Source organism: Dactylosporangium sp. NPDC051541 (assembly GCF_044454505.1).
Lineage (GTDB): Bacteria > Actinomycetota > Actinomycetes > Mycobacteriales > Micromonosporaceae > Dactylosporangium.
This window is the reverse complement of sequence record NZ_JBITDU010000007.1, coordinates 14,619-27,830: the sequence shown is the minus strand read 5'-3', so window position 1 is coordinate 27,830 and position 13,212 is coordinate 14,619. Positions and strand designations below refer to the sequence as shown.

Sequence of the window (13,212 nt, the reverse complement as noted above, 5' to 3'; positions counted from 1 at the left end):
GTAGATCACCCAGGGCGGTCAGCCCGGCTATGAGCGGCCACTGTATGTCCGTTCCGGCGGCGTTGTCCAGGGTCCCGGCATCAACTCCAATAGATCAAAAATGGGGGGTTAGACCTCGCCGCATTCTCGGGTATCGTCCGGAACTGGCGTACGGGGGAGGTACGTAATGCATCGTGGTGCCATCGCCGATGCCGTAGGGGCCGCTATGCCCGCGGCAATCCAAGACCTGGCCGAACTCGTCTCGATTCCGTCCGTCGCGTTTCCCGGAAGCCCTCCGGAACCGCTGCTGCAGGCGGCCAAGCACACCGAGGAGCTGCTGCGCCGGGCCGGCCTGCCGCACGTGCGGCAGCTGCCGGTGGACGGCGCCCCGCCGGTGGTGTTCGGGGAAATCCCGGCCCCGCCCGGCGCGCCGACCGTGCTGCTCTACGCGCACTACGACGTGCAGGCCGCCGGCGAGCGTGACCGCTGGCGCACCGACCCGTTCGCCCCGGTGATCCGCGACGGGCGGATGTTCGGCCGCGGCACCGCCGACAACAAGTCCGGGGTCGTCGCGCACGCCACCGCCCTGGCCGTGCACGGCGGCCGGCCACCGTGCGGGGTGAAGGTCCTCATCGAGGGCGAGGAGGAGTACGGCGGGCCGTCCCTCGCCGCGTTCGTCCGGGCCCACCGCGACCTGCTCGCCGCCGACGCGATCCTGCTGGCCGACGCCGGCAACCTCCGCGTCGGCGAGCCGGCCCTGACCACGTCGATGCGCGGCGCCGCCGGGTTCACGGTCTGGGTGTGCGCGCTGCGAGAGCCGCTGCACAGCGGCGAGTTCGGCGGGGCCGTACCCGACGCGGTGACCGCGCTCGTGCGCATGCTCGCGACCCTGCACGACGACGCCGGCGCGGTCGCCGTGCCCGGGCTGCCCGGCGGGGCCTGGACCGGCCCGCCGCTGGGCGAGGACGTGATCCGCGCCGCGGCCGGGCTGCTCGACGACGTCGAGCTCGTCGGCACCGGCCCGCTCGCCGACCGGCTCTGGGCCGGCCCGGCGATCGTCATCACCGGCCTGGACGTGCCGCCGATCGCGGGCGGGGTGAACGCGATCCAGCCGGTCGCGCGGGCCCGGCTGACCGTCCGCGTCGCACCGGACGCCGACCCGGGCGCCGCCATGGACGCCGTCGTCGAGCACCTGGAGCGGGTCGCGCCGTGGGGGGTCCAGGTCGTCGCGTCGCACGAGATGCTCGGCCCCGGCTTCCGGTCCCGGCCCGGCGGCCCGGCCCGGGCCGCGATGGAGCGGGCGATGCACGTCGCGTACGGCCGGCCGGCCCGCGAGATCGGCGGCGGCGCCTCGATCCCGGTCGCCTCGACGTTCGCCGCCGTGTTCCCCGGGGCCGAACTGCTCGTGTTCGGCGCGGAGGACCGCGCCTCGGCGATCCACGCCCCGAACGAGCGGCTCGACCTGGGCGAGCTGGCGCGCACGATCCACAGCGAGACCTTGTTCCTGCGGGAGTTTGGCGGCGGCGATGACTGAGCGGCGAACCCTGAACTCGGCGCAGCGGGCGGCGATCGAGGCCCGGCTGCGCACGGCGATGTCGGCCCGGCCGGCGAGCGGATTCCCGCGGCTGCGGCCCGGGGTGCGCCCGCCGATGTCGTTCGGCCAGGAGCGGCTCTGGTTCATGGAGCAGCTCGCCGGCGGCCTGGCCGCGTTCACCGTCTTCAAGTCGCTGCGGCTGCGCGGCGCCCTGGACGCGGCGGCGCTGCAGCGGGCCGTCGACGTGGTCACCGGCCGCCACGACAGCCTGCGGATGCGCTTCCCGGTCGACGCGGACCGGCTGCCGACCGTCGACGTGCCGGCGGCGGTGACGGTCGCGGTCGAGCACGCCACCGTCGAGCACGCCGACCCGGCGGCCCGCGAGCGGCTCGCCGTGAAGCTGATCAGCGACGCCTGCGGGGAGCCGTTCGACCTGGCCGCCGGGCCGCTGCTGCGGGTGGTGCTGGTCCGGCTCACCGCCGAGGACCACGTGCTGCTGCTGGCCTTCCACCACATCATCGGCGACGGCTGGTCGGTCAACCTCCTGGTGGACGAGCTGTTCACCGCCTACGCGCAGCAGAGCGGTGACCCCGTCAAAGCGCTGAAGCCGCTGGAGCTCGGCTACGGTGACTTCGCCGCCTGGCAGCGCGAACGGCAGCGCAGCGGCAACTCGGCGATGGGCCGGCACCTGGCGTTCTGGCGCGACGAGCTGCGCGACCTGCCGCCGCTGGAGCTGCTCACCGACCGGCCCCGCCCGGCGCAGCAGACGTTCCCCGGCGCCTCCGTCGACCTGCTGATCGGCCCCGCCCTGACAGCCGCCGCGACGGAGCTGGGCCGGGCCAACGGCGCGACGCTGTTCATGACCCTGCTCGCCGTGTGGCAGGCGGTCCTCGGCCGCCACTCCGGGCAGGCCGACTTCGCCGTCGGCTCCCCCGTCGCCGGCCGCGACGACCCGCGGCTGGAGCCGGTCATCGGCATGTTCATGAACATGCTGACGCTGCGGGCCGACCTGTCCGGCGACCCGGCCTTCACCGAGCTGCTGGCCCGCACCCGGCGGCGCTGCCTGGCCGCCTACGAGCACCAGGACCTGCCGTTCGAGCAGCTGCTGGGCGAGCTCAGCCTGCGCCGCGACCCGAGCCGGGCCCCGCTGTTCCAGGTCGTGCTGTCGCTGGAGGCGTTCGACCCGCCCGCCCCGGCCGCGCCCGGCCTGGCGATCGGGCCGGCCGCGCTGACGACCACCGTCACCCGCACCGACCTGGAGCTGCACCTGCGCGAGGGCAACGGGCGGCTGGAGGGCGACCTCGTCTACAACACCGACCTGTTCGCCCCGCCCACCGCCGAGCGGCTGGCCGCGCACCTGATCGCGACCCTGGAGGCGGTGACGGCCGACCCGGCGGCGCCGCTGTCCCGGCTGAACCCGCTGCCCGCCGCCGAGCGCCGGCTCGTCCTGCACGAGTTCGCCGCCGGCCCGCCCGGCGGCCCTGCGGCCGGGCCGCCGACCCTGCCGGAGCGGATCCGGACGCAGGCGGCGGCGACCCCCGCCGCGGTCGCGGTCGTGGCCGGGGACCGGTCCGTCACCTACGCCGAGCTGCTCGCCGACGCCGAGGACCTCGCCGCCCGGCTCGCCGGGGCCGGCGCCGGGCCGGGGGCCGTGGTCGCCGTCTGCGCGGAGCGGTCCCTGGAGCTGTACACGGCGATCGTTGCTGTGCTGCTGTCCGGTGCCGCCTATCTGCCGCTGGACCCGGCGCACCCGCCGGAGCGCCTCGCCCACATCGTCGGCGACGCGGGGGCCCGGATTCTCGTCACCGGGCGGGCGCACGCCGACGGGCTGCCGGCAGTACCGGCGACGCTGTTGTTCGAAACGGCATCGGCACCGGCGGCGCGCAGCCGACCGGTGCCGGCCGGTCCGGACGATCTCGCGTATGTGCTCTACACGTCCGGGTCGACCGGGCGGCCCAAGGGCGTCGAGGTCGAGCACCGCGCGATGCTGCGGCTGCTGGAGACCATGGCCGCCCGGTTCGCGACCGGCCCCGGTGACGCCTGGCTGTGGCTGACCACGCCGGCGTTCGACATGTCGGTGCCGGAGCTGTTCGTGCCGCTGCTCACCGGCGGGCGCGTGGTCATCGCCGACGAGGGCCGCGACGGCGCCGGCCTGCTGCGCCTGATCCGCACCGGCGGGGTCACCCACGTGGAGGGGACGCCGTCGACGTGGCGGCTGCTGCTTGAGGCCGGCTTCGACGAGCCGTCCGTCGTCGCGCTCGCCGGCGGTGAGGCCCTGCCGCTGGACGTGGCCCGGGCCCTGCGCCCGCGGGCCGCGCGGCTGGGCAACATGTACGGCCCGACGGAGGCGACGGTCTGGGCGACCACGGCCACCGTGCCCAAGGATCCGGACCGGGTGACGATCGGCCGGCCGCTCGAGGACACCCGGGTGTACGTCCTCGACGCGGCGCTGCGCCCGGTGCCGATCGGCGTGCCGGGTGAGCTGTGCATCGGCGGGCCGCACGTCGCCCGCGGCTACCGGGGCCGGCCGGGCCTGACCGCGGAGCGATTCGTCCCCGACCCGTTCGGCCCGCCGGGCGCGCGGCTGTACCGCACCGGCGACGTAGTCCGCTGGCGCGCCGACGGCGAGCTGGAGTTCCACGGCCGCGCCGACGGCCAGGTCAAGCTGCGCGGCTACCGCATCGAGCTCGGCGAGATCGAGGCCGGCCTGGCCGCGCACCCCGCCGTCGCGCAGGCCGCGGCCCGCGTACACCCCGACGGCCGCCTCGTCGGCTACGTGGTGCCGGCCGGCGCGGCCGTGCCCGCCGAGGAGCTGGCCGCCCACCTGCAGCGTCGCCTGCCGGCCTACATGGTGCCGGTCGTCTTCGTGGCCCTGGAGCGGCTGCCGCTGACCCCCAACGGCAAGCTCGACCGGGCCGCACTGCCGGCCCCGCCGCGGACCGGGGCGGCCGTGGACGCCGACGCCCCGGCGACCGCCCTGGAGCGGCGGGTCGCGCTGGTGTGGGCCGAGGTGCTCGACCCGGCCGAGGCGTCCCCGGGGGCCGAGCCGCTCGACATCGGCCCGCTCGACGACTTCTTCGCCCTCGGCGGGCACTCGCTGCACGCCGCCCGGGTCGTGGCCCGGCTGCGCGCGGCGCTGCACGTCGACGTGCCGCTGACCGCGGTCTTCCATGGCAGCACCCTGCGGGAGTTCACCCGCCAGGTGCAGGACCTACTCCCCGACGGTGAGGAAACGCATGATTGAGGCGCCGCTTTCGTACTCGCAGGAGCGGCTGTGGTTCGCCGAGCTGCTCCAGCCCGGCGACGCCTCGGAGAACGTCCACGTCGTCTACCGGCTGCGCGGGCCACTGGACACCGGCCTGGCCGCGACCGCGATCGGGCTGATCGTCGAGCGGCACGCCGTGCTGCGGACCCGCTTCGAGGAGCGCGACGGCGAGCCGGTCCAGATCGTCGAGCCGCCCGCCGGCCTGCCGGTCGCCTTCCCCGACACCTCCGCCGCGCCGGACCCGGCCGCGGCCGCGAAGGACCTCGTAACGGCGCTGGTGAACGAGCCGTTCGACCTGGCCGTCGCGCCGCTCGTGCGGGCGGCCGTCATCCGCCTCGGCCCCGACGACCACGTGCTGTGCGTCGTGCTGCACCACCTGGTCGGCGACGGCGGCTCGCGCGGGCGGATCGTCGCCGAATTCGGCGCCGCCTACGCCGCGCTGGCCGCCGGCGCCCCGGTCGTGCTGCCCGAGCTGCCCGTGCAGTACCACGAGTTCACCACCCGGCAGCGGGCCCGCGGCGACCTCGGCATCGACAACCTCGACTACTGGCGGGACCGGCTCGCCGGCGCTCCCCCGCTGACCCTTCCATTGGACCGGGTCCGGCCGGAGGTGGCGCTGAGCGGCGGCGACGGCGTGCTGTTCCACCTCGACCCGGACCTCGCCGCAGCCTTCGAACGCCTCGCCCAGGCCGAGCGGTGCACGCTGTTCATGGCCATGCTGGCCGCGTTCCAGGTGGTCCTCGGCGACTTCGCCGGACAGGACGACATCAGCGTCGGCGCCGCGGTCGAGCGTCGCCCGCGGGTCGAGCTGGAGCCGCTGATCGGGTTCTTCATCAACATCGTCGTGCTGCGTGGCGACCTGTCCGGCGACCCGACGTTCCGGGAGCTGCTCGGCCGGGCCCGGGAGGCCTGCCTCGGCGCCTACGCCCACATCGACGTCCCCTACGAGCGGCTGATCAGCGACCCGGACGTGGCCCGCGGCTCCCGTGCGGCCCTGTTCGACGTGATGCTGGTGCTGCACAACGAGGACGACATCGACCAGCAGATCGTGCCCGGGCTGCACTCGGAGCACTTCGACACCGGCTTCCAGCACGCGAAGATCGACATGTCGCTGGACGTGTGGCGCTCGGCGAGCGGGCTGCGGCTCATGCTGCAGTACGACACCGACCTGTTCGACCGGGCCACCGCCGAGCTGATGGCGGCCCGGCTGGCCCGGCTGCTCGAGGCGGCCACCGCCCGGCCGGACGCTCCGCTGTCCACACTGGACACCTCGACCGACGGCGACCGGGAGCGGCTGCTGGAGCTGGGCTGCGGCCCGGCCGCCGGCACCGCACCGGACCTCGTCACGGCCGTGCGGGAACAGGCCCGGCGCGCCCCGGACGCGATCGCCGTGTCCTGCGGCACCGGGCGGATCACCTACCGCGAGCTCGACGCCCGGGCCGAGCACATCGCCGGGCGGCTGCGGGCGGCCGGGGTCGGCCCGGGCGCCGTCGTCGGCGTGGGCCTGGAGCGCGGCCCCGACCTCATCGCCACGTTCGTCGCGGCGGGTCGCTGCGGCGCCGCCTACCTGCCGCTGGACCCGGCCTATCCGGCGGCGCGGCGGGAGTACATGGTGGCCGACAGCCGGGCCACGCACGTCGTCACCGGCCCCGCCGACCTCGACGGCGGCGAGACTGCGGCGCTCGAGGCCGGCGCGCCCGAGGCCGGCGAGCTCGCCTACGTCATCTACACGTCCGGCTCGACCGGGCAGCCCAAGGGCGTCGCGGTGCCGCATGGCGCGGTCGCGGCCCGGGTGGCGTGGATGCGCGAGCGGTACCGCATCGGTCCCGGCGACCGGGTCGTGCAGTTCGCCGCGACGAGCTTCGACACTCACGTCGAGGAGGTCTGGCCAGCGCTGACGGCCGGCGCCGAGCTGGTGCTGCTGCCGCCCGGCGAGCACCTGCCGGACCTGCTCAAGGCCGAGCCCGGCATTACCGTGCTGGACCTGCCGACCGCCTACTGGCACGAGCTCGTCGCCGACGGCATCGACTGGCCGCCGGCGCTGCGGTTGCTGATCCTCGGGGCCGAGCAGGTCCGCCCGGACGCCGTCGCCCGCTGGCGGGACCAATTACCCGACGCGATCGAGCTGGTGAACACCTACGGCCCGACCGAGACCACGGTCATCGCGACCACCGCCACCCTCGGCGCGGCCGACATCGACCGCCGCCCGCCGATCGGGCGCCCGCTCGCCGACACATCGGTCTATGTCCTCGACGACCGCCTCCGGCTGGCCGGCCCCGGCATGCCGGGCGAGCTGTGCATCGCCGGCGCCGGGCTGGCCCGCGGCTACCTGCACCGGCCCGCGGCGACCGCGGAGCGCTTCGTGCCCGACCCCTTCGGACCGCCCGGCTCGCGCATGTACCGCACCGGCGACCGCGTCCGCTGGCGCCCCGACGGGCAGCTGGAGTTCCTCGGCCGCGCCGACGAGCAGGTGAAGGTCCGCGGCTATCGGGTCGAGCCGGGCGAGGTCGAGACCCGCCTGGTCGCCCACCCCCAGGTCGAACAGGCCCTCGTGGTGGTCCCGCCGGGCGGGCACGAGCTCGTCGCCTACGTGGTCGGTTCCGGCATCGACGTCGCGGCGCTGCGGCCGTTCGCCGCCGAGACGCTGCCCCGGTGGATGGTGCCGGCGCAGATCGTGGTGCTGGACCGCATCCCGCTGACCCCCGGCGGCAAGGTCGACCGGCGGGCCCTGCCGGCGCCGGACCGGGTCCAGCACGGCTTCGTCGCGCCGCGGACCAGCGCCGAGGAGCTGGTCGCGGCCGTCTGGTGCGACGTGCTCGGCCTGGACCGCGCCGGCGCCCACGACGACTTCTTCGAGGTCGGCGGGCACTCCCTGTTTGCCACGAAGGTCGCCGCGCGGCTGCGGGCGGCGGTCGGAGTCGAGGTACCGATCCGGATGATCTTCAGTCACACGACCCTCGAGGAGCTGGCGATCCTCGTCGAGGACCTGCTCGTCGCCGACATCGACCTGCTCTCCGACGACGAGGCCGCCGCCCTGCTCTCCGCGGACGGTGCGGCGTGACGGCCGCACCGTCGCAGTCGAACCTGTCGCCGGTCAAGCGGGCGCTGCTGGAGCAGCGGCTGCGGGCCTCGGCGGCCACGACGACGGCCGTGATCCCCCGGCGCCCGGCCGGGGCCGGTGACCCGCCGCTGTCGTTCGGGCAGGAGCGGCTCTGGTTCATGGAGGAGTTCGCGCCCGGCAGCGCCGCCTACTCGCTGCCGTTCCTGGTGCGCCTGCGCGGCGCGCTCGACCACGCCGCCCTCACCACCGCCGTCAACGGCCTCGTCGCCCGGCACGAGCCGCTGCGCAGCCGCTTCCCGGCCGGCGACGACGGGAAGCCGCACCTGCGAATCGACCCGTGGACACCTGTGGAGGTGCCGGTCGTGGCCGCGGCGGACGAGGCCGCGGCCCGGCACCTGCTCGGCGAGGCGATCGCGGTGCCGTTCGACCTCGCCACCGGACCGCTGCTGCGCCCGCTGCTGGTGCGGCTCGGCCCGGCCGAGCACGTCCTGCTGATCCTGATCCACCACATCGCCACCGACGGCTGGTCGATGGACCTCGTCTACCACGAGGTCGTCACCGGCTACGACGCCGCCGTCGAGGGCCGGACGCCGGACCTGCGAACGCTGCCCATCGGGTACGGCGACTACGCGGCCTGGCAGCGCGAGCACCTCACCGGCACCACCCTCGGCCGCGACGTCGACTACTGGCGCACCGCCCTGGCCGGGCTCGAACCGCTCGACCTGCCGACCGACCGGCCCCGCCCGGCCCGCCAGACCTACGCGGGGGCGAACCGGCCGATGGGCCTGGACGCCGGGCTCACCGGACGGCTGCGGCGGCTGGCCCGCGACCGCGGCGCGACGCTGTCCATGGCGCTGCTGGCGTGCTGGCAGGCGGTCCTGGCCCGGCACAGCGGCCAGCGGGACTTCGCCGTCGGCACCCCGGTCGCGGGCCGGCCGCACCCGGAGGTCGAGGGCCTCGTCGGGATGTTCGTCAACACCCTCGCCGTGCGCGCCCGCCTGGACGGCGACCCGACGTTCACCGAGCTGCTCGCCCGCACCCGCGAGGCGTGCCTCGACGCGTACGGGCACCAGGACGTCCCGTTCGAGCGGCTGGTCACCGAGCTGAAGGTCATCCGCGACGTGGCCCGGCCGCCACTGTTCCAGGTGCTGCACGTGCTGCAGAACTACACCGCACCGGGCCAGGCGCGGCCCGGCCGGATCGGTGTCGAGCCGTTCCGGGTGCCGCTCGCCGCAAGCCGGTTCGACCTGGAGCTCTACTGGGCCGAGTTCGGTGCCGAGCTGGGCGGCGTGCTCACCTACAACCCCGACCTGTTCCTCCCGGAGACGATCGAACGGCTGGCCGAGCACCTGGTGACGTTCATCCGGGCCGTCGTCGACGACCCCGGCCGGAGACTGTCCGCGGTGGACCTGGCGCCGGGCGTGCTCGCCGCGCCCGCGGCCGTGGACGTGCCCGACGCCACCCTCACCGACCTGCTCGCGGCCCAGGTCCGCCGGACGCCGCACGCGCCCGCGGTCACCTTCGAGGGCCGGACCTGGACCTACGCCGAGCTCGACGCCGCCGCCGGCAAGGTCGCACGCCGGCTGCGACGGGACGGCGTCGGCCCGGGCGACCTGGTCGCCGTGTGCGCCGAACGCTCCCTCGAGCTCGTCGCCGGGTTGCTGGGCGTGCTGCGGGCGGGCGCGGCCTACGTGCCGATGGACCCCGAGTATCCGGCCGACCGGCTGGCGTTCATGCGCACCGACGCCACCGCCGCGGTCATGCTCACCCAGGAGGACCTGACCGCCCTGCCGCTGGATCCCGCGGACGAGGACGCCGGGCCGTTCCCCCGGGCCACCCCGGACGACCTCGCCTACGTCATCTACACGTCCGGCTCGACCGGGCGGCCCAAGGGCGTCGGCAACACCCACCGCGGCATCGTCAACCGGCTCGACTGGATGCAGCGGCAGTACCGGCTCGACGCCACCGACGCCGTCCTGCAGAAGACCCCGGCGAGCTTCGACGTCTCCGTGTGGGAGTTCTTCTGGCCGCTGCTGGTCGGGGCCCGCCTCGTCCTGGCCCGCCCCGGCGGCCACCGTGATGCGGCCTACCTGCGCGACCTGATCGACGCCGAGCGGATCACCACCACGCACTTCGTGCCGTCGATGCTCGCGGTGTTCCTGGCCGAGGCGGGCGCGGGCGCGTGCCCGTCGCTGCGGCGGGTCATCTGCAGCGGCGAGGCGCTCCCGCCCGCCGTCGCCACCCGCTGCCTGCAGACGCTGCCGGCCCGGCTGTGGAACCTGTACGGCCCGACCGAGGCGGCCGTGGACGTCTCGGCCTGGGAGTGCACCGCCGACGCCCTCGCCGGCCTGGCCCGGGTGCCGATCGGCGCGCCGATCCAGAACATCGCCCTCTACGTGCTGGACGAGCACCGGCGGCCGGCCCCGGTCGGCGTGGCCGGGCAGCTCTACATCGCCGGCGTCGGGCTCGCCCGCGGCTATCTGCGCCGCCCCGCCCTCACGGCCGAGCGGTTCGTCCCCGACCCGTTCGGCCCGCCGGGATCGCGCATGTATGCGACCGGCGATCTGGCTCGTTGGCGTGCTGACGGTACCGCCGAATTCCTGGGCCGTATCGACGGGCAGATCAAGCTGCGCGGTCTGCGGATCGAGCTCGGCGAGATCGAGGCGGCGCTGCGCGAGCAGCCCGGCGTGACCGACGCCGCCGCGGTCGTGCGTGAGGACCAGCCCGGCGACCGGCGCATCGTCGCCTACGTCACCGGGGCGGCCGATGTCGTCGCCGCCCGGTCGGCCCTGAAGGAACGGCTGCCCGACTACATGGTGCCGGTGGCCGTCGTCGCCCTCGACGCGCTGCCGCTGTCCCCCAGCGGCAAGCTCGACCGCCGCGCCCTGCCCGCGCCGCAGATCGTCCGCGACGCCTCCACCGCCCTCGCGGAGCCGCGGACCCCGGCCGAGGTCCGGCTGGCCGAGCTCTGGCGGGACCTGCTCACGCTGCCCGCCGTCGGCATCGACGACGACTTCTTCGACCTCGGCGGGCACTCCCTGCTCGCCACCCAGCTGGTCGCGCGGGTGCGCAAGAAGTTCGGCGCCGGCGTCTCCGTGCTCGACGTCTTCCAGCAGCCGACCATCCGGGAGCTGGCCGCGCTGGTGTCGACCCCGGCCGCCGAGCGGGGGCCGCGCCGGCTCGTCCACGAGCTGACCCGGCCCGTCCCGGCCGGGCGGCGCACCATGTCGTTCGTGTGCGTCCCCTACGGCGGGGGCAGCGCGGTGGTCTACCAGCCGCTCGCCGACGCCATGCCGGACACCTGCTCGCTCTACGCGGTGTCGATCCCGGGCCAGGACATCGGCCTCGACGAGGCGGCGATCCCCCTCGACGAGCTCGTCCGCCGGTGCGCGGCCGAGATCCTCGCGGCCGTGGACGGCCCGCTGGTGCTCTACGGGCACTGCGCGATCGGCAGCGCCGTCGCCGTCGCGCTCGCCCGGGCCCTGGAGGAGGCCGGGCGCGACCTGGACGCCGTGTACGTCGGCGGCATCTTCCCGTTCGCGCGGCCCTCCGGGCGGGTCCTGTCCCGCCTCAGCCGGCTGCTGGCCCGCCGGGAGAAGCTCAAGGGCAACCGCTCCTACGAGAACTGGCTGCGCTCCATGGGCGTGGAGATGGCCGAGTTCGACGCGGAGCAGGCCGACCAGATCGTCGCCAACATGCGGGCCGGCTCCGACCAGGCCGAGGACTACTTCACCGAGCTGTTCGACCGGGACGTCACGCCGCTGCGCACGCCGATCATCTCGGTGGCCGGCGACCGCGACCCGACGACCGAGTGGGCGGCCGAACGGTACAAGGAATGGCTGTTCCTGAGCCCTTCGGTCGCGCTCGTCGAGCTCGACGAGGCCGGACACTTCTTCCTGAAGTACCGCGCCGAGGAGCTCGCCGCCATCATCACGACCGTGCACCGCACCACCGAGCCGGTGCGTGACCCCGGTGGCGGCTGGGCGGTCACCGGCCGGGCCGGGAGAGCGGAGCCGGGCCGCCCGGCCGTCGAGCCGACGATGCGCCGCTTCCTGGCCGTCGCCGCCGGGCAGCAGATCTCCATCATCGGCACCGCGCTGACCGAGTTCGCCCTGCCGCTGTGGATCTACCTGACCACCGGCTCCCTCGCCAACTTCGCGGTGTTCGCCGTCCTCGGCCTGGTGCCGGGGATCCTCATCGCCCCGGTCGCCGGTGCCCTCGTGGACCGCTTCGACCGGCGCCGGGTCATCCTCGCCGGCGACCTCGCCGCCGGCGGCACCCAGGCGGTGCTACTGGTCCTCGCCGTCACCGGCCATCTCCGGGTCCCCTACATCTTCGTGCTGCTCGTCGTGCTCTCGATCGCCTTGTCGTTCCAGCGGCTGGCGTACTTCTCCGCGGTGCCGCAGCTGGTGCCGAAGCGCTACCTGGGCCACGCCAACGGCGTCGTGCAGCTCGCGATCGGCGTCGCGCAGTTCCTCGTCCCGCTGCTCGGCGCCGGGCTCTTCGCCGCCATCGGCCTGCGCGGAATCCTGCTCATCGACGTCGTCAGCTATCTGGTCGCGGTCGGCGTCCTGCTGGCCGTGCGGTTCCCGGACACCATGCCCTGGCGCCGGCGCGAGTCACTCGTCGCCGAGATCGTGGGCGGGTGGAAGTACAGCATGGGCAAGGGCGGTTTCGGGTCGCTGCTCGGGTTCTTCGCGATCCTCAACATCTTCCTGAGCCCGCTGTTCCTGCTCGTGTCGCCGCTCGTGCTGTCGTTCGGCACCCTGTCGACGGTGGCCCGGGTCAGCGTCTGCGCCGGCCTCGGCGCCGTCGTCGGCGCCCTGGTCATGGGCTTCTGGGGCGGCCCCCGCCACGCCCGGGTCCGCGGCATGCTGCTCTGCGTCCTGGTGCTCGCCGGGGCCAGCCTGGTCACCGCCCTGCGCCCGGTCGAGGCGGTGGTGGCGGCGGGGGCGTTCGGCATGAGCTTCGGCCTGACCATCGTCAACGGCATCTACCAGACCGTCGTGCAGGTCAAGGTCCCGCAGCGCTACCACGGCCGGGTGTTCGCGCTGAACACGCTGCTCGCCTGGTCCACGATTCCGCTGGCCTGGGGCCTGGTCGTGCCGTTCGGCAGCCGCCTGTTCGAGCCGCTGCTGCGCGCGGACGGCCCCCTGGCCGGCACGGTGGGCGCGGTGATCGGCGTCGGACCGGGCCGCGGTACCGCGTTCATGTACGTCGTGTTCGCGGCGGCGATGGCGCTCATCGTCTTCGCCGCGCTGCGCATCCCGGCCATCGCCCGCTTCGACGACCGGGTGCCGGACGCCCTGCCCGACGACCTGATCGGCGCCCGCAACGCGGGCAAGGACGAACCATCGGCACCCAGATGACGCT

The 13,212-nt window shown here is 75.0% G+C and carries 4 protein-coding genes; all 4 read left to right on the top strand.

Going from position 1 to position 13,212, the window contains the following annotated elements; genetic code table 11:
* The first annotated feature begins 166 nt into the window (after nucleotides 1-166).
* From ACIA8L_RS29310 to ACIA8L_RS29295, 4 genes are read left to right on the top strand one after another with little or no spacing between them, the layout of a single operon-like run.
* Entirely contained in the window at nucleotides 167-1,513 is a 1,347-nt protein-coding gene (locus tag ACIA8L_RS29310) for a M20/M25/M40 family metallo-hydrolase (RefSeq protein WP_395909750.1), read from the top strand.
* A complete protein-coding gene (locus ACIA8L_RS29305; protein WP_395909749.1) occupies nucleotides 1,506-4,757 on the top strand; it encodes an amino acid adenylation domain-containing protein in 3,252 nt (1,083 codons plus the stop codon). Before ACIA8L_RS29310 ends, ACIA8L_RS29305 begins: the two co-directional genes overlap by 8 nt.
* A complete protein-coding gene (locus tag ACIA8L_RS29300) occupies nucleotides 4,750-7,839 on the top strand; it encodes an amino acid adenylation domain-containing protein (protein ID WP_395909748.1) in 3,090 nt (1,029 codons plus the stop codon). Before ACIA8L_RS29305 ends, ACIA8L_RS29300 begins: the two co-directional genes overlap by 8 nt.
* On the top strand, nucleotides 7,836-13,208 hold the full coding sequence (locus ACIA8L_RS29295) for an amino acid adenylation domain-containing protein (protein ID WP_395909747.1): 5,373 nt from the start codon (nucleotides 7,836-7,838) through the stop codon (nucleotides 13,206-13,208). The genes ACIA8L_RS29300 and ACIA8L_RS29295 overlap by 4 nt, the downstream gene beginning before the upstream one ends.
* The last annotated feature ends 4 nt before the right edge of the window (nucleotides 13,209-13,212 follow it).

Coding starts and splice junctions, on each gene's coding strand:
- ACIA8L_RS29305 (WP_395909749.1), top strand. CDS start 1,506: ATGACTGAGCGGCGAACCCTGAACTCGGCGCAGCGGGCGGCGATCGAG.
- ACIA8L_RS29300 (WP_395909748.1), top strand. CDS start 4,750: ATGATTGAGGCGCCGCTTTCGTACTCGCAGGAGCGGCTGTGGTTCGCC.
- ACIA8L_RS29310 (WP_395909750.1), top strand. CDS start 167: ATGCATCGTGGTGCCATCGCCGATGCCGTAGGGGCCGCTATGCCCGCG.